Annotated in this window: 23 protein-coding genes; 9 read left to right on the top strand and 14 right to left on the bottom strand. The window is 63.8% G+C overall.

Annotated elements, in window-relative coordinates:
- Positions 1–27: 27 nt before the first annotated feature.
- From Q6A47_RS14705 to Q6A47_RS14695, 3 genes are all read right to left on the bottom strand, one after another.
- The gene (locus Q6A47_RS14705) at positions 28–1,356 is read right to left on the bottom strand and encodes an MFS transporter (RefSeq protein WP_039576094.1); all 1,329 of its coding nucleotides are present in this window, start codon (positions 1,354–1,356) and stop codon (positions 28–30) included.
- A gap of 186 nt (positions 1,357–1,542) precedes the next feature.
- On the bottom strand, positions 1,543–2,862 hold the full coding sequence (locus Q6A47_RS14700) for an NAD(P)/FAD-dependent oxidoreductase (RefSeq protein ID WP_304484644.1): 1,320 nt from the start codon (positions 2,860–2,862) through the stop codon (positions 1,543–1,545).
- Positions 2,863–2,956: 94 nt separating this feature from the next.
- Positions 2,957–3,676 carry a GntR family transcriptional regulator gene (locus Q6A47_RS14695; protein WP_116887745.1) on the bottom strand — a complete coding sequence of 240 codons (720 nt, stop codon included), beginning with the start codon at positions 3,674–3,676 and terminating at the stop codon, positions 2,957–2,959.
- Positions 3,677–3,932: 256 nt separating this feature from the next.
- Here Q6A47_RS14695 and souR point away from each other — a divergent pair, with 256 nt between their 5' ends.
- Positions 3,933–4,979: a GlxA family transcriptional regulator gene (gene souR / locus Q6A47_RS14690; RefSeq protein ID WP_304484704.1), complete on the top strand. Its 1,047-nt coding sequence runs from the start codon at positions 3,933–3,935 to the stop codon at positions 4,977–4,979.
- 101 nt (positions 4,980–5,080) lie between these two features.
- The gene (locus Q6A47_RS14685) at positions 5,081–5,422 is read left to right on the top strand and encodes a DUF2892 domain-containing protein (RefSeq protein WP_039576089.1); all 342 of its coding nucleotides are present in this window, start codon (positions 5,081–5,083) and stop codon (positions 5,420–5,422) included.
- 10 nt (positions 5,423–5,432) lie between these two features.
- Here the strand turns inward: Q6A47_RS14685 and Q6A47_RS14680 are convergent, their stop codons facing one another.
- From Q6A47_RS14680 to Q6A47_RS14655, 6 genes are all read right to left on the bottom strand, one after another.
- A complete protein-coding gene (locus tag Q6A47_RS14680; RefSeq protein ID WP_304484643.1) occupies positions 5,433–6,638 on the bottom strand; it encodes a hypothetical protein in 1,206 nt (401 codons plus the stop codon).
- Between the two features lie 40 nt (positions 6,639–6,678).
- Entirely contained in the window at positions 6,679–7,128 is a 450-nt protein-coding gene (locus Q6A47_RS14675) for a YcgN family cysteine cluster protein (RefSeq protein WP_039576086.1), read from the bottom strand.
- A gap of 124 nt (positions 7,129–7,252) precedes the next feature.
- A complete protein-coding gene (locus Q6A47_RS14670; protein WP_304484642.1) occupies positions 7,253–8,185 on the bottom strand; it encodes a D-2-hydroxyacid dehydrogenase in 933 nt (310 codons plus the stop codon).
- A 72-nt stretch (positions 8,186–8,257) separates the two neighbouring features.
- Complete coding sequence (locus Q6A47_RS14665; protein WP_039576082.1) at positions 8,258–8,551, bottom strand: YcgL domain-containing protein; 294 nt, start codon at positions 8,549–8,551, stop codon at positions 8,258–8,260.
- Entirely contained in the window at positions 8,548–9,681 is a 1,134-nt protein-coding gene (rnd, locus tag Q6A47_RS14660) for a ribonuclease D (RefSeq protein ID WP_304484641.1), read from the bottom strand. The genes Q6A47_RS14665 and rnd overlap by 4 nt, the downstream gene beginning before the upstream one ends.
- Positions 9,682–9,783: 102 nt before the next feature.
- Positions 9,784–11,421 carry a phosphoethanolamine transferase gene (locus tag Q6A47_RS14655; protein ID WP_304484640.1) on the bottom strand — a complete coding sequence of 546 codons (1,638 nt, stop codon included), beginning with the start codon at positions 11,419–11,421 and terminating at the stop codon, positions 9,784–9,786.
- Between the two features lie 275 nt (positions 11,422–11,696).
- Between Q6A47_RS14655 and Q6A47_RS14650 the strand changes: the two genes are divergently transcribed.
- Positions 11,697–11,933 (top strand): HP1242/YdcH family protein, encoded by a 237-nt coding sequence (locus tag Q6A47_RS14650; RefSeq protein WP_039576076.1) that lies wholly within the window; start codon positions 11,697–11,699, stop codon positions 11,931–11,933.
- A gap of 58 nt (positions 11,934–11,991) precedes the next feature.
- Here the strand turns inward: Q6A47_RS14650 and Q6A47_RS14645 are convergent, their stop codons facing one another.
- Complete coding sequence (locus Q6A47_RS14645) at positions 11,992–13,161, bottom strand: trans-sulfuration enzyme family protein (RefSeq protein WP_039576073.1); 1,170 nt, start codon at positions 13,159–13,161, stop codon at positions 11,992–11,994.
- A 154-nt stretch (positions 13,162–13,315) separates the two neighbouring features.
- Here Q6A47_RS14645 and Q6A47_RS14640 point away from each other — a divergent pair, with 154 nt between their 5' ends.
- From Q6A47_RS14640 to Q6A47_RS14625, 4 genes are all read left to right on the top strand, one after another.
- Positions 13,316–13,774, top strand: coding sequence for an Lrp/AsnC family transcriptional regulator (locus Q6A47_RS14640; RefSeq protein ID WP_039576070.1), 459 nt, complete (start codon positions 13,316–13,318; stop codon positions 13,772–13,774).
- 132 nt (positions 13,775–13,906) lie between these two features.
- Complete coding sequence (gene moaA, locus Q6A47_RS14635; protein ID WP_304484639.1) at positions 13,907–14,911, top strand: GTP 3',8-cyclase MoaA; 1,005 nt, start codon at positions 13,907–13,909, stop codon at positions 14,909–14,911.
- Between the two features lie 21 nt (positions 14,912–14,932).
- Positions 14,933–15,829, top strand: a complete 897-nt coding sequence (locus Q6A47_RS14630) for a bestrophin family protein (RefSeq protein WP_304484638.1) — start codon at positions 14,933–14,935, stop codon at positions 15,827–15,829.
- 130 nt (positions 15,830–15,959) lie between these two features.
- Positions 15,960–16,847, top strand: coding sequence for a LysR family transcriptional regulator (locus Q6A47_RS14625; RefSeq protein ID WP_304484637.1), 888 nt, complete (start codon positions 15,960–15,962; stop codon positions 16,845–16,847).
- A 42-nt stretch (positions 16,848–16,889) separates the two neighbouring features.
- Here the strand turns inward: Q6A47_RS14625 and Q6A47_RS14620 are convergent, their stop codons facing one another.
- From Q6A47_RS14620 to Q6A47_RS14605, 4 genes are all read right to left on the bottom strand, one after another.
- Complete coding sequence (locus Q6A47_RS14620; protein WP_304484636.1) at positions 16,890–18,611, bottom strand: amidohydrolase family protein; 1,722 nt, start codon at positions 18,609–18,611, stop codon at positions 16,890–16,892.
- 253 nt (positions 18,612–18,864) lie between these two features.
- On the bottom strand, positions 18,865–20,508 hold the full coding sequence (mqo, locus tag Q6A47_RS14615; RefSeq protein ID WP_029614646.1) for a malate dehydrogenase (quinone): 1,644 nt from the start codon (positions 20,506–20,508) through the stop codon (positions 18,865–18,867).
- Between the two features lie 266 nt (positions 20,509–20,774).
- The gene (locus Q6A47_RS14610) at positions 20,775–21,848 is read right to left on the bottom strand and encodes an AI-2E family transporter (protein ID WP_039576063.1); all 1,074 of its coding nucleotides are present in this window, start codon (positions 21,846–21,848) and stop codon (positions 20,775–20,777) included.
- A 12-nt stretch (positions 21,849–21,860) separates the two neighbouring features.
- Complete coding sequence (locus Q6A47_RS14605; RefSeq protein WP_304484635.1) at positions 21,861–22,880, bottom strand: DUF2066 domain-containing protein; 1,020 nt, start codon at positions 22,878–22,880, stop codon at positions 21,861–21,863.
- Between the two features lie 277 nt (positions 22,881–23,157).
- On the opposite strand from Q6A47_RS14605, the gene purM reads away from it, so the two are divergent.
- The gene (gene purM, locus Q6A47_RS14600; protein WP_039576061.1) at positions 23,158–24,216 is read left to right on the top strand and encodes a phosphoribosylformylglycinamidine cyclo-ligase; all 1,059 of its coding nucleotides are present in this window, start codon (positions 23,158–23,160) and stop codon (positions 24,214–24,216) included.
- A complete protein-coding gene (gene purN, locus Q6A47_RS14595; RefSeq protein WP_304484634.1) occupies positions 24,216–24,869 on the top strand; it encodes a phosphoribosylglycinamide formyltransferase in 654 nt (217 codons plus the stop codon). The genes purM and purN overlap by 1 nt, the downstream gene beginning before the upstream one ends.
- Positions 24,870–24,872 lie beyond the last annotated feature (3 nt).

Below are 24,872 nucleotides of genomic sequence, written 5' to 3'. Positions count from 1 at the left end.
ACCGAGACACCGGCGCGGCCGGAGGGATCAGCTCAGCGAGGCTGCTTGTTGCAGATTCAGCGAACGGGTTTCAGGCGCCAGCGCCCAGGACACGACCAGGCCGAGCAAGGTGACCGCCGCGGCGGCGTACATGGTGAAGGCGATGCCGTAGCGATCGAGCACGATCGGCACCAGCCAGGTACCGATAGCCGCACCGACCCGTGACAGCGACGTCCCCACGCCGACGGCGTTGGCGCGGATCTCGGTGGGGAACAGTTCGTTGGGGTACACCAGTTGCAGGACCTGGGCGCCACCGATGAACAGCGCATAGGCACCGAACAAGGCGAGGATCAGCCACTCGGCGCCGGCGTGGAAAACGCCCAGTCCCAGCAATGCCAGGCCCGACCAGAAGAAGCTGTGGATCAGCATGCTGCGCCGGCCCATGCCATTGATCAGGCGCGTGGCGATGATGCACCCGACCACGAACAGCAAGGTGATCGCCACCGAGCCGAACGAGGCCCAGTCTCCTTTCAGGTTGAGCGCGCCGAGCACCTTGGGCGCGAAGGCGTACACGGCGAACACCGGGATCACCGAGCAGGACCAGAACACGGCGACGAACATCATGCGTTTGCCGTAGCCCGAGTGCAGCAGGCTGCGAAACGACAGCGTCTGCTGCTCGGGCTCCTCGGGCAGGTTGCGCAGGCTGAAATCGTTGCCGTATACGCTGCGAATCACGGCGTCGGCTTGCTCCGCTCGCCCTTTGCTGAGCAACCAGCGTGGCGACTCGGGCGTGCCGATGCGCACCACGAACAGCAGCGCGCCGATCAACGCCGGGCTGGCCAGCACCAGACGCCAGGCATCGTCGCCCCCTTGGCGCAAGAGGAAATCGCCGAGCATGTAGGCGAAGGCGGCACCGGCGAACCACAGGATGGTCAACGTGGCCAGGCGCGGACCGCGGTTGCGCTTGGGCAGAAACTCGACCAGCAGCGAAGTCGCTACCGGGTACTCGATACCGACCGCGACGCCCACCACGAAGCGCAGCAGGAACAGCGCCATTGCCGACTCCACCCAGAACTGGCTGAGCGAAGCGAGAATGAACAAGGTCGGACCGACGAAGAACACCCGCTTGCGACCGAAACGGTCGGTCAGCCAGCCGCCCAGGAAACCACCGAAGAAAATGCCGATCAGCGCCGACGCGGCAATCATGCCCTGCCAGAAGCTGTCCAACGACAGTCCGGCGGTCATCTGCACCATGGCGACACCGATGATGCTCAGCACGTAACCATCGACGAAAGAGCCACCGCCGGAACGCACGGTGAGCCACTGATGAAAGCGATTAAGCGGTACGTCTTCAATTGATACAGTATTCGTTGTCATTATTTTTCCCCTGCTTATATCGAACGCAGGCCGTTTTCAGGACGCACGAACCCGCGACACTGAACTTGGCGTCAGCGACGGGAGCCCGAAGTTGTTCTTCGAACCGAAACAGCACGCAATGGAAAGTGCAGGCCGGACTTACCGAGTCCAGCGAATATCAAGTGATGTCGAACGCTTCAATGCCCTTCAGCTTTCTTGCCCGGCGCGGTATTGCCCCCACTTCAGATTGAAATTGAGCCCCAGCGACACCAGCGGCGCCGGGGGGTCGGCACTGGGTCCAGGCGTGTCGAGGACGAACTGGATCAATTCATTGCGTTGGCCTGCCAACCAGTCGCCGAGCAACTTTCCGGTCGCCGTGCCACGGGTCACGCCCAAGCCATTGCAGCCCAACGCACCGTAGACATTGGGCGCCAACTTGCCGAAATGCCCCATGTGATTGCGCGACATCGCCAATGCGCCACCCCAGGTGTATTCGAACGGCAGCGCCGGCAACATCGGAAATCGCCGGGCAAAGGATTGGCGATGCCGCTGGGCGACTCGGGCGAGGTATCTGGCGTTGGCCCGACCGTCCGGGTTGAAGCTGAAACTGTTGCGGATCAGCAACCGGTTATCCGGCGTGCGGCGGACCGTGGTGCCGAAAGGATCGGCCGGAATCAGCCCCCAGTAGGGCTTGCCGCCCAGGCTCGCCTGCTCTTGCGCCGTCATCGGCCGAGTCAGGCTGGCGTAGGTGAAGACCGGCAGCATGCGGCCTTTGAGAAATCCGAAGTTCATACCAAAGGCGTTGGTGGTGAGCACCAACTGATCGGCCGTGATCGACCCTCGCGCATGGGAGAGCACCGTCTTGGCGCCGTACTGCACGTCGGTGATCGGCGTATGCTCGTAAAGTGTCACGTTGGCCGGCAAGTTATCGGCCAGCCCCTTGACCAGCGCCGAGGGCTGGATCAAGGACGTGCCGGGGGTGAACAGCGCCTGGCGGTAAAAATCGGTCCCGACGTGCTCCGGTAGTTCGCCGGCCTCGAGCATCTGATAAGGCTGATCGAGCCGGTCCAGGCCGCGGCGGTAAGCCTCGAGCACGGCAATGCCGCGTGGCTCGACAGCGGCCTGGTACTTGCCGCAATGCGTCATCTGGCACTCGATGGCGTAGCGCTCGACCAGTTCCTTGAGAAACGACTGGCCGCTGAGGTTGAGCTTGAGCGTCTTGCGGGCGATGGCGATATCACCGATGTAGTCTTCAGCGCCGATGTCATGGGGCAAGTCGATGGCGAAGCCCGCGTTGCGCCCGGATGCGCCATAGCCGACCTCCTGGGCTTCGATCAGCACCACCTGATCGTCAGGAAAATGCACAGCCAACTGACGCGCGGCGGCAAGCCCGGTAAAACCGGCGCCGACCACGACCCACCGCGCCTGACTATGGCCGCTGTGGGCAGGCGCGACGCGGCGGCCTTGGCTGAGGTGATACCAGCCACAGGTGCTGTCGTCGGCGGGCAACGAGGTGATCTTTGTCATGTAGGAACCCGATATTGTTGTTAGCGTCTGTCCCTCATCACGCTCGCCCCTGCCAGCGTCCTGCCGGCGTCCAGGGTGACGGTGAGTGCTGCAGCTACAAGGCCAATGCCACTTCCATTCCCTGGGGTGCCGCGTATTCGGCCATGCGGCGCCGGGACAGCTCGAAGTGCTCGCGCACCAGCTCCCCAGCCGTCTGTGGATCGCGACCCTCGATCGCTTCGATCATCTGATCGTGCTGCACGCAGGCCAGCTCCAGGTCGCGCTGCATGTCATCGGTGGTCGGGTGACGGTAGAAAATCTTGCCCAGGCGGGTGTGGTCGATCAGCAGCCGTCGCAGGCTGGGCATCAGGTAGTCGTTGTGCGCCATCTTGCCGATCTGCAGGTGGAAAGCGTCGTTGTACAGCACGCGGTTCTCCACATCCTGTTGCTCGATCGCCGCACGAAACAGCGCCTGTATTCCCTTGAGCTCGTCGATTTCTTCGGCACGGGCATGGGTCGCCGCCAGTTGCGTGGTGGCGATGTAGATCAGCGGCGCAGCCAGGAAAAAGCTGTGCAGAGAGTCATGGTTCATCGCCGCAACGCGCGGGGCGCGGTTGGCTTCCAGTTCGATGTAGCCCTCGGCAGCGATCTGACGCAGCAGTTCACGCACTGGCGGTCGCGACAAACCGAATTCTTCGCACAGTGCCAGCTCGTCTACTCCGGCACCGGGCGCCAGCTCCATGCTCAGAATGCGTCGGCGCAGGGCATCGGCCAGCACCGCCTTGCGATCAGGCGCGACTGTGGGGGCGTGGTGGTCATCGTGACTGACGTTCATGGCGGCTTTTCGAGGGCTCATAGGTCTATGTCTACAATTTGTATAACGAATATAGGGACGCTTTAGACAATGTGTCTACAGCGAATCAGGCGAGGGGTCGGCCTCAGACAAAGGCGTCGCTATTTGACCATAAGTGGGTGTCGGCGCGAGATAAACCGGCGTCTTGGCCAGACCTCTACGCAATGTATACACAAAGAATACAATCTGTCGCGCGCGCTTTTTCCTCCTCTTTCACTTTGCGAGGCGCCTCACGTTGATTGCCAAGAGAACGTTCGGTTCGGCCCTGCATGGCCCCAACTCCCGCTTCATTCCTGCCGACCTGGAGACCGACGGCCCTGCCCTGAACGTAGGCTTCCTGCTGCTGGAGCACTTCTCCCTATTGGCCTTCACCCAGGCGCTGGACGCACTGGTCACCGCCAACCTGATCCAGCCCGGCGCCTTCAGCCACAGCACCTGCAGCCTGGATAGCGCAGCACTGACCAGTGACCTGGCCATCCTGATCGGCCCTAGCGCAAGCCTGAGCGAATGCGTGGCCCAGCCGTTGGACCTGCTGGTGATCTGTGGCGGGCTACGGACCCCGTTGACGTTGCCCGAGGATCTGGCGACCAGCTTGCAGGAACTGGCCCGCCGAAAGGTGGCTCTGGCCGGCCTGTGGAACGGTGCCTGGTTCCTCGGCCGGGCTGGGCTGCTCGACGGCTATCGATGTGCGGTACACCCAGAACATCGCGCGGCGCTCGCCGAAATTGCGCGCCATGGACAAGTGAGCAGCGAGGCCTACTGCATTGATCGCGACCGGCTCAGCGCGGCCAGTCCGGCGGGTGCGTTGAGCATGATGCTGGAGTGGATCGGCCAGCGCCGGGGCCCTGCCCTGGCCGAAGGCATCACAGCCATTCTTGCCTTCGAGTCCTCGCGCTACCGACGCACGACTCCGGCTGCGCAAGCCAACATCAGCGAGCCGCTGCGCGAAGCGATCACCCTGATGAGCGCCAATCTCGAGGAGCCGCTCAGCCAGGACCAGCTCGCGGCATACGTCGGACGCTCCAAACGTCAGATTGGTCGGCTGTTTCAGCGTCAACTCAACACCACACCGGTGCGCTACTACCTGGAGCTGCGGATCACCGAAAGCAGGCGCCTGCTGCAACATTCGGATCTGCCGATCATGGAGGTCGCCGTCGCCTGCGGCTTCGTCTCGGCCAGCCACTTCAGCAAGTGCTATCGATCGTTCTTTGGCTATGGGCCTTCTCGGGAAAAACGCCAGGGCTGCGTCAAGGGCGGCCGACGCCCTGCGAGCCACGCTCACTGAGTCCGCAGCCCATCACGCGCACGGGCCGCTGAGCGATTGCACTGAACGCCAGTCGTGCCCCTGGGTCAGCTGATGAACCCACCCCATCAGGAGATTCCCCCATGTTCGATATCCACTCACCCGCTGCCGAGCACGATCACAACGTCACAGGCTGGGAACGCGTCAGCTCGCTGGCCGGTGGTGCACTGATGGTCAGCAAGGGCATGCGCCGTGGTGGCCTGATCGGCCTGCTGCAGGTAACGGTTGGCGGCCTCGCGCTGGCCCGTGGGCTCAAAGGCCAGTGCCAGGCCAAGGCGTGGCTGCAGAAACAGCGCGCGGACTACCGTCGCCTGAACGCCGAAATCGATCGCGGCGCCGCCGAGCTCAGGGCACTCAAGGACAGCGCCGAATCGGCCACGCGCACAGTGACCGTGACCGGCAAGGATCCACTCAGCGAAGTCTGAGGACGGCCTCTCAGCGCAGCAGTTTGCTCTGCAGGACGTCGGACTGGCGCCCCAGCACACGCTCGCTGATCTGCACGAATTCCTCCGTGCTCACGCTGGGCAGGCGCATCAGGGCACGGGTGACGTCGTCCAGCGAGCGCTGGTCGTGGGTGTGCAGACGAATCTCGCGATCCAGCGCCTGTAGCAGCAACACGCCGCGGGCCACCTGTGCCGCGTCGGCCTGATCGCCGCGCAGCGTGCCTACCTGGGCGCTGTCGTTCTGCAAGCGTGCTTGCACGACGTGGTAGCGGTCATCGCTGAGTCCGCCAGCGCGGCGCAGCAGTTCGGTGGCGTAGTAGTCGGTGAGGCTCTCGCCCAGCCAGTCGCTGCGCTCGCGGTCCTTGATCTGCGCGAACACCTGCACCAGTTCGCGCAGCATCGCACTGCTACCGTTCTCGCCAATCAATGCACGGCCGCTGTGCAGGTACAGCGAGTTGTGAGAGGCCCGAGCGCCGCGCATCACGTCGTCACGCGCGCCGACCACCAGCAGCTTGGCCGGCGTTCGCGGGAACACCGCCTGCACCTGCGGCCACACGAACGTGAGCAATGTCAGGGTGTCCATGCGTCGCATGCCCTGCCCTTGCGGCGCGGCCACCGTCACTTCGGTATCGCCCAGGCGGGCGCGTCGACTGCCCAGGTTGCCCGCCAGCATCCAGCCAGTGGGCCGGTCGAACAGCCGCGAGACGTCATCGATACGGAACCTGCGCTTGCCGATGCGCGGCCAGGCCGTCTCCACGCTTTGCCAGCCCGACGGCAGCTCGAAACTCAGGCGCGCCACCAGCTCGGTGCCGTCCTGCTGATCCAGGCGTGCAGCCGGCACCAGTTGCTCACCGCGCCACAACGCCCAGTGTGGCGTGATCCGCGATTCGTGGGCGCTGTTCGCCGGTTTGACGTCCAACTGCACCCGGTAGCTGAGACGGGTCTTGCCGGGACCGGGTTGCCAGACGCCACGACCGTCGTGCGTTTGCCACTGGCCGTCGGCCTGGAAATCGCTGTAGACACCCTGACGCCCGAGATCGAAGTCCAGGCTGCGCACGGCGCTGCCATCGGCCAGGGTCACACGCACCTCAGCCTGGCCGCTTTTGGGCAACAGGCGCACCTGATAATCCAGATCGACCTTCTTCGCCCAGGCCGGCACGCTGACCAGCAGACCTAGCAGCAACAACCACGGGCGCATATTCAGGTTCCTCGTTCGGCAACAGGACAGACGCCGGGGCTCAACCGGCGCGGAAAATCAGATGGTCTTCCCAATCGTCTTCGTCGACATCGTTCTCGCTGAACATGCGTCCGGATTGGGAAATGCGCTGCTCATGGACTTGCTCGCGATCGCCGCATACCAGGTGATGCCAGGCCGGCAGGTCCTTGCCCTCACTGACCAGACGATAGCCACAGGTGGTCGGCAGCCACTTGAACTGGTCGGCCTTGCCCGGCGTGAGCTGGATGCAATCGGGCACCTGGGCGAAGCGCCCGGGGTAGTCGCTGCACTGGCAGGATTTCAGGTCCAGCAGTTTGCAGGCGATACGGGTGTAGTAAATGCTGTTGTCGTCCTCGTCTTCAAGCTTCTGCAGACAGCACAGCCCGCAGCCGTCGCAGAGCGACTCCCACTCGTGCGCATCGAGCTGGTCGAGGGTCTTGCGCCGCCAGAACGGCGCGGTGTCGGCGATCATCAGACAGGTTCCTGCAGTCACGGAAAAGGCCGCGGCGCGCGGCGGCGCCAGTCTAGAGCCTGTCCCGACGCAATGCCAGACCGCCGGTCAGCGCCCAGACCCTGCGTTGGCCTGGGGAAACGGGTTAATAGCCTCGGGCGAAATCCACTTCGCCGCGCACCGGCTGCCCCGCCGTGTAGGCCCGCAGGTTGTCGATGAACAGTCGCACCATGGCTTCGGGCGAGGTCGGTGCCGAGCTGTGCCCGGTCAGCAGCAAGCCCCAGGCGGTCCAGAACGGATGGCGCTGCGGCAGCGGTTCCTGACGGCACACGTCGATCACCGCACCGGCCAGGTGACCGTTCTTGAGCGCCTCGACCAGGTCGGCATCGACCACCGCCACCCCGCGTCCGGCATTGATGAACAGCGCCGTGGGCTTGAAGCGCTGGAACAGCGCGGCATCGTACAGGTCGTGGGTGGCCGGGGTGTCGGGCAGCAGGTTGAGCACGTAGTCGACCTCTGCCACCCGCTGCGGCAGCGCCTCCAGCCCGGCTACTTCGACGAACGGCGCCTGCTCGCGCGGCGTGCTGGCGATGCCGTACAGGGTCACGCCGAACGGCAGCAGGAACTCGGCGACGCGCTGGCCGATGTCGCCGGTGCCGACGATCAGCACCTTGCGCCCTTGCAGGCTGTTTCCCGGGCGACCGTCCCAGCGCCGCTCCACCTGGCTGACCAGGCGCGCCAGCACGTCACGCTCGTGAATCAGCATGTAGGTGAGCATGTATTCGGCCATGACCTGGCCGAAAATGCCCACGGCGCGGCTCAGCCGATAGTCGCGCGGCAGGCCCTCGGCCAGCAGCGGGGTGATACCGGCCCAGGTGGACTGCAGCCAGTCCGGGACATGCCCCTGGCGCAGCAGGCTGGCGACCAGGTGCGGCTCGCCCAGCCATACCGGGCACTGCGGCGCCTGACGCGCCAGCTCGGCGGAATCGCCACTGGTCAGGACCTCCAGGTCCGGTGCCAGCTCGCCCAGCAGGCGAGCGTAAAGGGCATGATCCTGTTCAGCGATCAAAACGCGCATTTCTAGAAAACCTTGACGTACGACGCAGGCAGTCCGTCAGCGACCGCCTGAATGGGGGTGATCGAACCCGGCTCAAGCCGGATCGTTACGGCGCAGCAATTCTTCGGGCAGGTGCTCGATGTAATCGTCCTGGGGCGGTGGCATCTGCAAGTGATAGCCCTGGCTTTCGAGGTTTTCCAGCACCTTGGCGATGTCCTCGCGGGCCAGGGTTCGCTCGGGGGACAGCACCAGGTCGAAGGCATGCACCGGGGCGCCGAAGAACGGCAGCAGCGCCTCGGGCACGCGCGCCAGGCCATCGGCCTTGAGCACGTAGAGGTACATTTCCTGCTTGCGCGGACTCTTGTAGATCGAACAGATACGTTTCATGGCGTCTCTCCGGCACCTGCCAGATCAGCCAGCAAGGCCTGGCCCATGCGTTCGCGGCGCCAGCCGCGCAGCGATTCGGGCAGTTGGTAGGGGCCGTTGGGATAGCCGCTCTTGAGCAGGGCTTCCAGGGATTTCTTGCGCAGCATCAGTTCTGGCGCGATGCCCAGGCGCTCGCCTTCGGCCTGGCCGATGGCGCGCAGGCGCTTGATCAGGCCGGCGGCCTCGATCGGCAGAGGCTCGGCCAGCACCGCCGGCCATTGCTCGGGCGGTTGGCTGGCGGCGTCCTTGATCAGCTTGAGCAGCGTTTCGCCATCCTGGCGGATGGTGCGCGGATGCATGTCCTCGATCTTGGCCAGGGCCGAGAGGTTGTCCGGCTGCCCTTTGGCCATGGGCCACAGTGCGTGCTCCTTGAGGATGCGATTGCGCGGCACGTCGCGGCTGCGGGCCTCGCGTTCGCGCCAGGCACACAGCTCGCGCAGCACGGCGAGCTGCTGCGGGCCCAGCTTCCAGGCCAGCTTGACCTCGCGGTAGAGCGTCTGCGGATCGACCTCGCGGCGCATCTGCGCCACCAGCTCGGCACCGTCTTCCAGCACCCAGGCGTACTTGTCGTCGGACAACCGCGGGCGCAAGGCTTCGAACAGCTCGGCCAGGTGCACGGCATCTTCGGCGGCGTAGCTCACCTGGGTGTCGGACAACGGTCGCTGCAGCCAGTCGGAGCGGGTCTCGCCCTTGGGCAGCTCGAGACCGAGCACGTCCTGGACCAGGCGCGAATAGCCCATGGAAAAGCCGATGTTCAGATAGCCGCCCGCCAACTGGGTGTCGAACAGCGGCTGCGGCAGTTTGCCGGTCAGGCGCAACAGCACCTCGAGGTCTTCGCTGCAGGCGTGCAGCACCTTGACCACCGTGCTGTCTTCGAGCAACTCGCCCAGCGGCTGCCAGTCGCGGATCGCCAGCGGATCGATGAGGTAGGCCTGTTGACCGTCGCCGACCTGAACCAGGCCGGCCTTGGGATAGAAGGTGTCGACCCGCATGAACTCGGTGTCGACGGCCACGAAAGGCAGTTCGCGCCAGGCCCGGCAGCGTTCGGCCAGGGTCTGGTCGTCACGGATCCAGTGTATTTCGATGGCCACGAGGCTCTCCCACAAACATTGGCGCGCAGTATATACGGCGCGGGCACTGCTGGTGAAACCCGGGCCATCCGTGGTGGCGATCAGCGGTCGCGAGCGCGACCCTCAGCTTTTCGCCGTCAACCAGGGCCGACAGCCGGCGAACAGGTCCAGCGACGGCTGGTAGACCTGGGTGTGCACCTGCAACAGGCCGAGCATCGAATGGAACAGGTTGTCCTGGCTCAGGGGCGTATCACGCAGCTTGGCCAGGCAGTCGGTGTCCACCGCGAAGTCCTGCCGGTAGCTGTCGGAGAACCAGGCCAGCAGCGGGATGTGCTTCTGCTGGTCCGGCGCCAGCATATACGGCGTACCGTGCAGGAACACGTTGTATTCACCCAGCGATTCGCCGTGGTCGGAGAGATAGACCATGGCTGTGTCGACCTTGTCCTGGTGCTTGCGCAGGGTATCGATCAGCGAGGCCAGCACCGCGTCAGTGTAGGTCAGGGTGTTGTCGTAGCTGTTGACGATCGCCTCGCGGCTGCACTGGTTCAGGGCGTTGCTGCGGCACACCGGCGTGAAGTGCTCGAAGCCCTCGGGGTAGCGCTTGTAGTAGTCGGGGCCGTGGCTGCCCATCTGGTGCAGGACCAGCACGGTGTCCTGGTCGAGGTTATCGAGCAAGGCATCGAGGTTCTGCAGCAGGATCTGGTCATGGCACTCGCCGCCAGCGCACAGCACCGGGTCCTTCGCCGTGGTCAGGTTGACGTAGTCGAAGCGCGAGCAGGTGCCTTTGCAACCTGACTGGTTGTCACGCCATTTCACCTGCAGGCCGGCGCGGCCGAGAATGTCCAGCAGCCCCTCGCGACGGCTGGCCAGGCTGGGGTCGTAGTCCTTGCGGGTCATGCCGGAGAACATGCATGGCACCGACACCGCGGTTTCGGTGCCGCACGAGTGCACATCGGTAAAGCCCAGCAGGCCAGGCTCCTTGGCCAGGCGCGGGGTGGTGTCGCGGGCATAGCCCAGTACCCCGAAGTTCTCGGCGCGAGCACTTTCACCGATCACCAGCACGGTCAGCGACTTGCGCGCATGCTGCTGCCAGGCGGCGTCGCGGCGGGCATCCTCACCGTATTTCTGGAAAGGCCGTGCAGCGCTGCCGAGTTTCTCGCTGGCGTAGGTCAAAGAGGCGCCGACGATGTTGCTCGGGGTGAGCATGAGGCGGATCTCGTGGTGGTTGCGAAACAGCGACGACAGGCCCTGGTAATTGATCAGCGCTACCGAAGCCAGCGCGGTCACGCAGGCCCCGCTGACCACCAGTTTGCCCAGCAGCTCACGGTGCCAGGGGCGATAGGCGACCGGCGTCTTCCAGAGCAACAAGGAAGGCAGTACACCGAGCCCGAGCATATACAAGGCAAACTTCAGCGAGAGTAAGTCGCGTACTTCTTCGATGTTGGTTTCCACGACATTGCGGAACATGCCGACATCAATAAGAACGCCATATTGATTCATGAAATAGGCGACCGCCGCGCCGGCCATGAACAGCACGATCAATACCGGTTTCAATACATATTTGAAGGCCAGCAAGGTCAGCAGCAAATTGAAGGCGAACACCATCAGCAAGGCAAACGCCAGACTCAACCAAAGCCCCACCAAACCGGGGGGTACGATGCTCTCCAGGTGTTTCCAGAGAAACAGATTGAGGCCAATCAGCAGGTACAGGCTGGCCAGCAGCGTGACCCATTCGGTCCGCAGGGATCTGATTTTTATCATGGCGTTCGCCGTTAAAGTTGAGAAACGACCAGGCGCGACCGATCGGGCACCTTGGCTGGATGGCCGCACTCTAGGGAAGTTACCATCAATTTTTCGTGAAAACTTCAGGATTATTAAGTTATGAAGTGTATTTCATGATTAACAAAGTTTCACATCTTCACGCTTGGCAACGGCATAAAAGATGAATTGCACCTCTGGCCCCAGCGACGGTCCATTTACACGGCTATCCTGAAGCAGCAGGATCTTTCCGCAATCCCTGAAATCGAGGTGAAAAGATGCCCGTACCGCACGATCTGCTAGCCGACCTGCACACCAGCGCAGACGCCTTCCAGGCCCTGGTCGACAACAACCACGACCTGCACCGGCTGCACAAGGAATACAACGCCAAGGACAAGGAGGTGGTGGCCGCCGAGGGCAACGGCACCAACGACGAGGCGGTCAACCGCCTGCGTCGCGAGCGCCTGCTGATCAAGGACAAGATCGAACGGATCGTCCATCCGCCCAAGGCCTGATCCCTCGCTGAATGACCCTCTGATCGCGGCATCCCCCGCCGCGATCAGTCCTCTCCTGTCACGCCACGGCCGCCGCCTGCAAGCCCGCCTCCAGATCCTCGATCAGGTCGCGGCAGTCCTCGATGCCGATCGACAAGCGCACCAGGTTCTCGCTGATGCCCATCGTCGCCTTCTGCTGCGGGCTGAGCGAGTTGTGCGACATGCTCCAGGAGTGGTTGATCATGCTCTCCACACCGCCCAGCGAATCGGCGAGCACGAAGATCGACAATGCCTCCACCAGTCGGTTGACCGCCGCCCGGTCACCCTTGACCCGCAGCGCCACCACGGCGCCGCCGCTGCGCATCTGGCGCTGACACAGGGCGTGCTGGGGATGGCTTTCCAACCCTGGGTAGAACACCTGCTCGACCTGCGGGTGACGCTCCAGGTGCTGCGCCACGCGCAAGGCATTGGCGCACTGGCGCTCCATGCGCACGTCGAGGGTCTTCAGGCCACGTAGCGCCAGGTAGCAGTCGAACGGGCCCTGGATCGCGCCCACCGCCATGCTGATCTTGCGCAGGCGCGTCAGCAACTCGGGGTTGCCAGCCACCACCACACCGCCGGTCAGGTCGGAATGGCCACCGATGTACTTGCTCGCCGAGTGCATCACCAGGTCCACGCCAAGGGTGATCGGCCGCTGGTTCCAGGGCGAGCAGAATGTGTTGTCGATACAGGTGAGGATGCCGCGCGCCTGGGCCAGTTCGCTCAATGCAGCAATGTCCACCACGTGCAGCAGCGGGTTGGTGGGTGACTCCAGCCAGATCATCTGCGTGTTCGGACGGATCGCGGCCGCCACCGCGTCGAGGTCGTTGAGGTCGACATAGGTGGTGGTCAGGCCACTGGTGTGGGCACGGTAGTCCTCCATCAGGCGGAAGGTACCGCCGTAGACCCCATTCATCACCACCACATGGGCATCCTTGGGCAACAGTTCAAGCACGGTGGCAGTGGCGCTCACGCCCGAGGCGCAGGCCACCGCGCCCACGCCTTCTTCGAGCGCCGCAACGCAGGTCTCGTAGGCATGGCGGGTGGGGTTGGCGACGCGGCTGTAGGCGTACTCGGGATGGTCGTCCAGACCTCGCTTGATGAACGAACTGGAGGTGACGATGGCCGGGAAGATGGCGTTGTCGGCGACGCTGGACTGCTCGCCGGCATGGATGGTTCGGGTGGCGAAACTGCGCGGTTTTTCAGCCATGATCGGGTCCGTCTGCACTGGGGGCGGGGAAAAGTGCCACTATGGCATATCCGGCCCTGACTCGCCGCAGCGACAGGCCCGTGGCCAGCCGTTCCCCGAGTGCGCTAGGCTGCGCACTTCTTGTTCCGCACACACCGGCCCGCACGCAATGGCAATGGACAGTTTCGACCAGCACATTCTCACCCTGCTCCAACGCGACGCCTCGCTGTCGCTCAAGGACCTGGCCGAAGCCGTCAACCTCACCACCACGCCGTGCTGGAAGCGGGTCAAGCGCCTGGAAGACGAAGGGTATATCCGCGGCCGCGTGGCCTTGCTCGATCCACAGCGGTTGAACCTGGGCCTGAGCGTGTTCGTCCAGCTCAAGACCCAGCGCCATGACAGCGCCTGGCTGGAAGACTTCGCCCGCACCGTCACCGCGTTCGAGGAGGTGATGGAGTTCTATCGCATGTCCGGCGACTGGGACTACATGCTGCGTGTGGTGGTCAGCGACATCGCCGCCTACGACCGCTTCTACAAGCGGCTGATCACCTGTACCGAAGGCTTGTCGAACATCACCTCCAGCTTCGCCATGGAGCAGATCAAGTACACCACCGCGTTTCCGGTGTCACGCTGACTGCCGGGCCTGGAGCGTGATAGAGCCCACCTATCGTCCAGTCGGCCAAAGCGATTTGACGTGCCTGCCCACAGGTTATAGCGTGGACCCCATGCGCGGCGACAACGCCGCCCCCTCCTTTCGAGCGCAAACGTGGAACAGAACCCGCCGGCCCTGATCGACGATTTCAACCGAAAAATCGACTACCTGCGGATGTCGGTCACCGACCGTTGCGACTTCCGTTGCGTCTACTGCATGGCCGAAGACATGCAGTTCCTGCCGCGCCAGCAAATCCTCAGCCTCGAAGAGCTGTACCAGGTGGCCGAGCGCTTCGTCGCCATGGGCACGCGCAAGATCCGCCTGACCGGCGGTGAACCCTTGGTGCGCCAGGGCATCGTCGAGCTGTGCGGGCGCATCGCCGCCCTGCCCGGCCTGCGCGAACTGTGCCTGACCAGCAATGGCTCGCAGCTCGGGCGCCTGGCCCAACCGCTGTTCGATGCCGGCGTGACGCGCTTGAACATCAGCCTGGACAGCCTCGACGCCCAGCGCTTCAAGGCCCTGACCCGCACCGGCGACCTTGCCCAGGTGATCGCGGGCATCGACGCGGCGCGCCGTGCCGGTTTTCGTCGTACCAAGCTCAATTGCGTGGTGCTCAAGGGCCGCAACGACCACGAACTGGTCGACCTGGTGCGTTTCGCCATCGATCGCGAACTGGATATCACCTTCATCGAGGAGATGCCCCTGGGGGTGATCGACGAGCACGAGCGCGGCGAGTCGTTCTATTCCAGCGACGCGGTGCGCGAACGCCTGGCCGGGCATTTCAGCCTGATCGAGTCGGCCGAGTCCTCCCAAGGCCCGGCCCGCTACTGGCGCCTGACCGAGGCCCCGCAGACGCGGGTCGGCTTCATCTCGCCGCACAGCCACAACTTCTGCGCCACCTGCAACCGAGTGCGCCTGACCGTCGAAGGCCGGCTGCTGTTGTGCCTGGGCAACGAGCACTCGCTGGACCTCAAGCAGGTATTGCGCAGCCACCCTGGCGACAGCGCCCGTCTGGACCAGGCGATCCGCGATGCCTTGCACCTCAAGCCCTACCGCCATCATTTCGAGGTGGGTGGCGAGGTGCAGATCCTGCGCTTCATGAACATGACCGGCGGCTGATCGGCCGTCTCTGGAACTGCCTTGATCGTCCACGCTCACACCGACCTGCTGCGCATGTTGTTCACCTTGCGCGGTTCCGTGGTCAAGCGCATTGCCGTGCGCTGCCTGATGGTGACCCTGCTGGCCGCACTGATCGTGTTGGTCGAACGGCACTACCCGGCGTTCTTCTACCCGGTCAGCGCTACGCCCTTCACACTGCTCGGGCTGTCGCTGTCGATCTTCATGAGTTTTCGCAACACCGCCTGCTACGACCGCTGGTGGGAGGGCCGCAAGGCCTGGGGACGGATGATCATCGAGGTGCGCTCGTTCGTGCGCGAAAGCGCAGTGATCGACGATCCAACCCAGCGTGCGCGGTTGCTGCGCAGCCTGTGCGCCTTCGCCCATGGCTTGAATGCGCGCCTGCGCAATGAGGACGACCTGCACGCCGCGACGCCATGGCTGCCCAAGGACGCGGACATCTCGGCGCACAACGTTTGCGATGGCATTCTGCGCGACCTTGGCGAGCGCTGCTCGCGTCTGGCCAGCCAAGGACGGATCAGCGAGTTTCGCTACATGACGCTGGAGCAACGCCTGGTCGGGCTGTCGGAGGTACAGGCCACGTGCGAACGTATCAAAGGCACGCCGCTGCCCTTCCCCTACACCCTGCTGCTGCACCGCACCATCTATATCTTCTGCCTGCTGCTGCCGTTCGCCCTGGCCGAGCCACTGGGCTGGCTGGCACCCTTGTTCACCACTATCGTCAGCTACACGTTCCTGGGCCTGGACGCTATCGGCAATGAGCTGGAAGACCCCTTCGGCCGTGACGAAAACGACTTGCCCACCGACTCGCTGGTGCGCCTGCTCGAACGTGACGTGCTGTCGGCGCTCGGCGAGCCGTTGCCGCCGCTGCTCGAACCGGTGGAGCATGTGCTGAGCTGAGTCGAACAGCGCCCAGGCGCTTCACCACCGATTTGTCTCTGCTGGCCTTTTGCGTCACCCTGGCGCTGGCGGCACGCGCGTCCCTTCATCACGACGCCCCGTCCGATCCCCTTTCTTGCCAGGCCGGACCATGGACATCAAGCAGCTCAAGTTCCTCATCGCCCTCGACCAGACCCGGCATTTCGGCCAGGCCGCCGAGCTGTGCCACATTTCCCAGCCGACCCTGTCGATGCGCCTGCGCAACCTGGAAGAAGAACTGGACCTGGTGCTGGTCGAGCGCGGCCAGCGTTTCGAAGGCTTCACCGAAGCCGGCGAGCGCATCCTGGCCTGGGCCAAGACCCTGCTCGCCGCCCACGACGGCCTGCAGGCCGAAGCCGCCAGTTGCCGCGGCCAACTGGTCGGCAACCTGCGCCTGGGCAGCGTGCCGCTGGCCAGCTTCAATCCGATGGCGCTGCTGCTGCCGCTGCGCGAGAAATACCCCGAACTGCACCTGCAATTGAGCTCGCTGAGCTCGCAGCAGGTGGTCGATGGCCTGAGTCGCAATCAGCTGGACCTGGGTATCTGCTACCTGGATCAGGTCGACCTCAGCTTCTTCGAAGTGATCGAACTGGGCACCACCACCATGGGCCTGCTGCACGACACCCGGCATTTCCAGTTCCAGGACGCGCAATTGCAGTGGCAAGCGCTGGCGGGGGTTCCGCTCGGCCTGCTGAGCAAAGGCATGCATTACCGCCAGTCCCTGGACTTGAGCTTCCGCAGTCGCGGCCTGGCGCCCCAGGCAGTGCTGGAAAGCGACTCCACCTTCCAACTGATCCAGGCAGTGAACGCCGGCATCTGCTGCGCGGTGATGCCGCTGGACTGCGGCCTTGAAGCGCTGAACGAGCACCTGCGCATCGTCCCGGTGGCCGACGCCAGCATCCACAGCCCCGTCGGCCTGCTGCTGCGCCGCAGCGAGCCGCGCCCGGCGATTGCCGAACAATGCTTCGAACACGCGCGGGCGTTGTTTGGGCGTAGGTGATGCTCACTACTCTGACTGAACATGGCCGTGAGCACGGTGCCATCAACGTGGAACCCGTTCAGCGGCGTTACAAACGTCCAACTGCGTTTTACCCTCCATGGGCCGTGGTGGATTAAAGATATCTGGGCAGTTATCCCGCGCATCAGGCACACCATCGCCATCACGATCGTCATCGGTCCGCTGCCCGGAGTACTGCCCAAACCGCGAAGGTACGCAACTGGGTTGTAAAGCCGAGGCATCGCACAGAGTCAACGGGTAGCTGTGCGCGTTGCTTCTCTGCAACTGCGCGAACGTACGGCCCGTCTTCTCCAGGCATACCGACTTGGGCGACCCACAGACCTCGCCCATCGCTTCGCATCGTCCCACCAACCAACTGTCGAGCGTAGCGCTGTCGCCGTACAGGGCCTGACCACTGCGTACTGTAAGCACGACATCGGAACTGTCAGCGTTAATCACACTGGCATAGGGGTCGTCCGGCAATTTGGGGTGGATTACTGCGAAGTCGGCTTCATAGCCCACGGCCACTTTGCCCAATCGTTGACCGAGTCCCAACGCTCTGGCCGCATTTTCGGTAGTCATCTGCCACAAGTCTCTGGACGAGAAATACCCGGCCAGGTAGTCCTGGTTGTACGAGGCCGCGCACTGCAGTTCCTTGAACAGATTGATTGAACCAGAGGGTGTCCAGTCTGTTGCAAGGGCGATATTGACCCCTGCGTCTTTGAACAAGGTCACCGGCGCCGTGTTGCCGTACAGTGAGATGTTTGACCGAGGCGACCACACCACACTGGCCTTGGCCTTTGCCATGGCCGCTACATCCTGCTCGGTCACCGCAATGGCATGGATGAACGACGTACTGGGCGCCAGCGTATCGACACCTCGGGACTCGGGGCTGACGCCCCTGCCACTCAGGCACAGTACCTCGTTGTGCGACTGCGCATCGATGCCCTCGGCCACATGGGGCAAGAACGTCAAGCTATCTAGAACTTCAGTGCCCACGACGGCCGGGTAATCACAGGAATCGGTAAGCCCTTGTTCTTGATTGAAATCGCCCAGTGGAAACGTGGCATATCTCACCGCACGGTCGCTCAGAGGGTCTTCCATCAATTCGAGTCTGTCGGGGTTGCGCACCAGACCTTGAGTCCCACCCGATCCGGCCACCGTGGTGGTGCCCGCCATGACATGACGCAATTCGTTCCACAGCAAGGCCTCTGTGGACTTGTCCTGGGTGATGGTTGGAATCTGCACCTTCGCGTTGAGACCCTTGCGCCACTCGTTTCGACGGTCAAAACGATAGGCCGCGCAGCGCCGGTCGGCAAAAGCGTTCAGCGGGTTGTTGCAATGCGCATAGTGCGTGAGCGCACCGGGGTCGCCGCCGGGCGCGATGTTGTTGAAGGTCAGATGATCGTGCGCATTGATCAATCCAGGTGTGAGAAGTTGCCCTCGGCAGTTGATCAGCGTTGCGTCGGGCATTTGCGCTTTACAACCCACGGCAGTGATCTTGCCATCGCTAACATGAATGGCGCCGTCGCGCAGAACGCCCTCTGGCGTCAGGATATCCGCTGCGACGGTATAGTCGCGCGCTGCGGCCGCGCCCATGCGCAGCACATCGCAGCGGTTCGTTGGCGCGGGAAGCGGCTCGCAGGCTACGCTGCCCGGTGAAATCAAAGACCTCATGCTACCCTCGCGACCGCCCTGCTGACCCACACAGCCCATCAACGAAACGACGAAGAAGCACATCATGATCGTGCATAACTTGGTCAGCATGTTTCCCTCCATAACCTGAAGACTAAATTGCAACTGTCGTCAAGACTGTCCGTTTAAATCTAGGCGTCAACGCTACTGAGAGGTAGACACTCGGCTCAACCTAAGCCGCCTGACCTTTCCCTCGGGAACGTGGGATTCGATGATTTCACTCGCACGTTCCCAATCACTGAAAATGAAAAACCACGAGGCTGCCAGGGGCAGATCCTCGTGGTTTTCATCTATCGCCTCGCCTCACTGCTCGTGAGGCCAGCAATCACAACGCCATGTCGTTGGCAGCCTTGCTTTCGACCGGTGCGCTCGACGCCGCACCCGTGCTGGTGCCGACGCTCTGGTCGATCACCGGCGGCTTGTCCAGTTGCAGCACTTCGGCGGTGTAGTTCCACTCTTTCTGCACGGCGGCAGGCGAGTCGTTCAGCTTGGTGCCGTAGCTCGGTACGATCTCGTGCAGACGCGCCTGCCACTCAGGCGTGGCGACCTTGTCCTTGAACACGTTTTCCAGCACACCCATCATGATCGGTGCGGCGGTCGATGCGCCCGGCGAGGCGCCCAGCAGTGCGGCCAGGGTACGGTCGTCGGACGTCACCACTTCGGTGCCCAGCTTCAGCACGCCACCCTTCTCCGGGTCCTTCTTGATGATCTGCACGCGCTGACCGGCTTGCCACAGGCGCCAGTCCTCTTTCTTGGCGTGCGGGAAGTAGGTGCGCAGGGCTTCCATGCGCTCGTCGTCGGAGAGCATCAACTGGCCGGCGAGGTATTCCACCAGCGGGTACTCGTCGATGCCGACGCGGGTCATCGGCCACACGTTATGCACGGTGGTGCTGCTCAGCAGGTCCATGTACGAACCGTTCTTGAGGAACTTCGGCGAGAAGGTGGCGAATGGCCCGAACAGGATCACACGCTTGCCGTCCAGCACGCGGGTATCGAGGTGCGGAACCGACATGGGCGGTGCACCAGTGGAGGCAACGCCGTAGGCCTTGGCCATGTGCTGCATGGCCACCGTCGGGTTTTCCGTGACCAGGAACGAGCCGCCCACCGGGAAGCCGCCGTAGTTTTCGGCCTGCGGGATGCCCGATTTCTGCAGCAGCTTCAGCGCGCCGCCGCCGGCACCGATGAACAGGAACTTGGCGTCGGTGGCTGCGGTGTCACCGGTCTTCAGGTTCTTGTACTCGACGTGCCAGGAGCCGTCCTTGTTACGGGTGATGTCGCGCACTTCGCTGGACAGCTTCAGCTTGAAGTTGTCGCGGGTCTGCAGGTGGCTGACGTACTGACGGGTCACTTCACCCCAGTTGACGTCGGTGCCGATCGGCGTCCAGGTGACCGCCAGCTTCTGGTTCGGGTCACGGCCTTCCATCATCAGCGGAACCCACTTGGCGATCTGCGCGTGGTCCTCGGAGTACTGCATCGGGCGGAACAGCGGGCTGGCCTGCAGCGCTTCGTAGCGCTTCTTCAGGTAGCTGATGTTGTCGTCGCCCCAGACAAAGCTCATGTGCGGGGTGCTGTTGATGAACGAGTGCGGGTTCTTCAGCACGCCCTGACGCACTTGCCAGGCGAGGAACTGACGGGTCACCTGGAAGGCTTCGTTGATTTCAACGGCCTTGGCGATGCTGACGTTGCCGTCTTTATCGATCGGGGTGTAGTTCATCTCGGCCAGGCCGGAGTGGCCGGTACCGGCGTTGTTCCAGCCGTTGGAGCTTTCTTCGGCGACGCCATCGAGGCGCTCGACCATCTCCATCGACCAGCTCGGCTCCAGCTCGTTGAGCCAGACGCCCAGGGTTGCGCTCATGATGCCGCCGCCGATCAGCAGCACATCGACTTTCTTGGTGTCTTCGGCATGCGCCTGCATGAAGGACGCCGCGACAGCCAGACTCAGCAAGGTCTTGCCAGCTTTCTTGAACATTGATCACTTCCAGTCAGTAGAACGGAGGGCCTGTGGCTGGCCCGGGTGTTTCTTGTTCTTCAGCGCAGGCTTTTTGTGATCATTATTCGGCAGCCAGAGAACCCTTAGAGCGCGACAGCCTTTGGTCTGATTGACGCGGGTGGGCTGAAACGGTTGCGGATTGTAACTGAAATGCCAGCACAAACAAATTGCCGATGCGCCCGTCAAGGTGGCGCTTTGTCCCAGGGGCGAGGGACGCCCGGCATGCAGGCCGGGCGCACAGGCGGCTAGAGTTGCGGGTCGATGTCCGCGCCATACATGTCCGACTCTTTATAGAGGTCGTGGGCGTGGCGCAGCAGCACCATGATCACCGCCGCCACCGGTAGCGCCAGCAGCACGCCGGTGAAGCCGAACAGCTCGCCGCCGGCGAGGATGGCGAAGATCACCGCCACAGGATGCAGGCCGATGCGATCGCCCACCAGCAGCGGCGTCAGCACCATGCCCTCCAAGGCTTGGCCGACCATGAACACCGCGACGATACCCAGCATCGGGTACAGGTCGCCGCCGAACTGGAACAGCCCGGCGATCAGCGCCGCGCCAATCCCCACGATGAAGCCCATGTACGGCACGATAGCCGCCAGCCCTGCCAGCAGGCCGATCAACAGCCCCAGCTCCAGCCCCAGCAACGACAGGCCTGCGGCGTAGATCACGCCCAGGGCCAGCATCACCAGCAACTGACCCCGAACGAAGGCGCCCAGCACTTCATGGCATTCGCCCGCCAGCCCGACCACCTGCTCTTCGCGCTGGCGCGGCAACAAGCTGCGCAGCTTGGCCATCATCAGGTCCCAGTCGCGCAGCAGGTAGAAGCCCACCACCGGGATCAGCACCAGGTTGGCCAGCCAGGCGATCAGCGCCAGGCTCGAGGCGGTGGCCTGGGACAGTACGACGCCGACGATATCGGTGGTCTGCCCCATGTGCTCGCCGATGGCGGCCTTGATCTTGTCGAACTTCCAGAATCCATCGGCCAGGCCCAAACGACTCTGCACCCAGGGCAGTGCCACATGCTGCAGCCAGTCGAGCATCTGCGGGGTCAGCTCGTAAAGGCGCACCAACTGTTTGGCCAGCATCGGTACGAGCACCAGCAACAATGCCAGGAAGATGAGGGTAAACAGGCCGAACACCACCACCACGCCCCAAGTGCGCGACAGCCCCAGTCGTTCGAGGCGGTCGACCAGCGGGTCGGCCAGGTACGCCAGCAGGATGCCGATGAGGAATGGCGAGAGGATGTTGTGCAGCAGGAACAACAACAGGGCGATCAACAGGGCCACGCCCAGCCAGGCCCAACGGCGCATATCGGTCATCGTCGACACTCCTTACCAGCGAAAACGTAGGCCATCGAACGCAGCCGGCGCAGGCGTCGGCGCGACAGGCGCGATCTGCTCGGCAGGCACCTCTTGAAGGTGCGCCAGACCCAATTGGGCACGCAACTGCTCGCGATTGCCGCTGACGGCGTAGGTGAGTGTGTCGCCCTCGGCTGCCTGCAGTCGCGGACCGTAAGGCTCGAGCACCCGTCCCAGTTCGGCGTAACGCTGCAGGTTCATGCCCTGTACCTGCACCTGCAGTTCGCTACTCGTCCCGGGCCGCACGACATAGCGCGGCGCCAAGCGGGTGCTGATCGCCAGCATCACGGCGTCGGCCAACGCCGCCTGATCGGCGCCCTCGGCGCTGCCCTGCTCGCGCTGGTCGCCCAACCACAACTGCCACTTGCCCTGCCACTTGCCGTCGGTTTCCTGGGCGTGCACAGCCAGCAAGGCATCGGCGTTGTAGCGCTCGGAGACCTCGCGCAGCGGCGCCGGATCCTTGCCTTCGAGCTGCTTGGCATTGGCCACCAGTTGCTCCTGCAGGTCGGCCAACGGCAGGCGCAACGGCAGGCCACGATGCTGGGCGGCCTGGCGCAGCGGTTCGGCACTGGTCTGGCCATCGCCCACCAGACTGCTGCCCTCGACGGTGTCGTTCAACCACCACCCGAGGATCGACGGCCGATTGCTGCCCCACAGCGCCAGACCGCCCTGGCGCAAAGCGCGCTCGGTGCTGCCGGGATCGAATTCGACCACCACCGTCTCGGGCGGGCCGGCCTCGTTGCCGACCTGATTGATGATCTGCCGCGGATCCTTGCGCAGTGCGGCCACGGCGGGATTCTGAATCGCCTTCGGGTCGCCGGTCAGGCGCAGTACCAGGGTATCCAGTGCCTTGCTGGTGGCCTGGGTACGGGCCTCGCTGCCCTGGCCCTCGACAGGCTCACGGACCTGATACAGGCCCAAAACGGTCTCGGCCTGCGCCGTCGCGGCGATCAGGCCCGCACAGGCCACTGCCAGGTAATGAAAAAAACGCATGAAGAATTCCTGTCCAGGTGACGTTCCTCGCAGAAGCTACAAGCTGCGAGCGGTCAGCGGCAAGCAAAAGCGCACGGCGATACCGCCTGTCTTTTCTTATAGCTCGCCGCCTGGCGGTTGCCACCGGCCGCTCAATGGAGGATGGCCGCTGCCGGGCAACCCTGATAAAATCGCGCGCCTTCGCAGACCAGTCACGTACAGGCAGCCGCCGCCCTCCAAGCCGGCCTTGGCCGCGCTGGTCGTTTTCCTGAATCCCTCCCTCTAAAGGCCTGGATCAATGAGCAAGCAACCCTCCCTGAGCTACAAGGACGCCGGTGTAGACATCGACGCCGGCGAAGCACTGGTCGAACGCATCAAGGGCGTGGCCAAGCGCACCGCACGCCCTGAAGTCATGGGTGGCCTGGGCGGCTTCGGCGCCCTCTGCGAGATCCCGGCCGGCTACAAGCAGCCCGTGCTGGTGTCCGGCACCGACGGCGTCGGCACCAAGCTGCGCCTGGCGCTGAACCTGAACAAACACGACAGCATCGGTCAGGACCTGGTCGCCATGTGCGTCAACGACCTGGTGGTGTGCGGCGCCGAGCCGCTGTTCTTCCTCGACTACTACGCCACTGGCAAGCTCAACGTCGACGTCGCGGCCACCGTGGTCACCGGCATCGGTGCCGGCTGCGAACTGGCCGGCTGCTCGCTGGTCGGTGGCGAGACCGCCGAAATGCCCGGCATGTACGAAGGCGAAGACTACGACCTGGCCGGTTTCTGCGTCGGCGTGGTGGAAAAATCGGAAATCATCGACGGCTCGAAAGTGGTCACCGGCGACGCCCTGATCGCCCTGCCCTCCTCCGGCCCGCACTCCAATGGCTACTCGCTGATCCGCAAGATCCTCGAAGTGTCCAACACCGACATCGACAACACCCAACTCGACGGCAAGCCGCTGGCCGACCTGCTGATGGCGCCGACGCGCATCTACGTCAAGCCGCTGCTGGAACTGATCAAGAAGACCGGCGCGGTCAAGGCCATGGCCCACATCACCGGCGGCGGCCTGCTCGACAACATCCCGCGCGTGCTGCCAAAAGGCGCCCAGGCCGTGGTCGATGTGGCCAGCTGGCAGCGTCCGGCAGTCTTCGATTTCCTTCAGGAAAAAGGCAATGTCGACGAGCATGAAATGCACCGCGTGCTGAACTGCGGCGTAGGTATGGTCATCTGCGTGGCCCAGGACCAGGTCGATGGCGCCCTGGCCGTACTGCGCCAGGCCGGCGAGCAGCCTTGGGTGATCGGTCGCATCGACGTGGCCGCCGAAGGCGCCGCGCAAGTCGAGCTGCACAACCTCAAGGCACACTGATGCCGAGCAAGTCCTGCAATGTGGTCGTCCTGCTGTCGGGGTCCGGCAGCAACCTGCAAGCGCTGATCGACAGTAGCCGCGCCGAGGGCAGCCCGGCGCGAATCGGCGCGGTGATCGCCAACCGCGCCGACGCCTATGGGCTGGAGCGTGCCCGCGCCGCCGGGATCGACACCGCCGTGCTCGAACACGGCGGCTTCGCCGGGCGTGAAGCGTACGATACGGCGCTGATGCACCTGATCGACAGCTATGCTCCCGACCTTGTGGTACTCGCCGGTTTCATGCGCATCCTCAGTGGCGGCTTCGTGCGCCACTACCACGGCCGCCTGCTCAACATCCACCCCTCGCTGCTGCCCAAGTACAAGGGGCTGCATACCCATCAGCGGGCGCTGGAGGCCGGCGACACGGAACACGGTTGCAGTGTTCATTTCGTCACCGAGGAACTCGACGGCGGGCCCTTGGTCGTACAGGCTGTGGTAGCGGTCGCGCCAGGCGACGATGCGCAGAGCCTGGCACAACGGGTCCACCGACAGGAACATCAGATTTATCCGCTGGCAGTGCGCTGGTTCGCTGAAGGACGCTTGCGCCTGGGCGATCACGGTGCATTACTGGATGGCCAGCCGCTGGCGGCCAGCGGCCACTTGATTCGACCCTAGGAG

The sequence above is a fragment of the Pseudomonas boreofloridensis genome (assembly GCF_030580795.1).
In the GTDB taxonomy this organism is placed as follows: domain Bacteria; phylum Pseudomonadota; class Gammaproteobacteria; order Pseudomonadales; family Pseudomonadaceae; genus Aquipseudomonas; species Aquipseudomonas boreofloridensis.
Note: the sequence above shows the minus strand (reverse complement) of the source record. Positions and strands in the feature narration are given on the sequence as shown.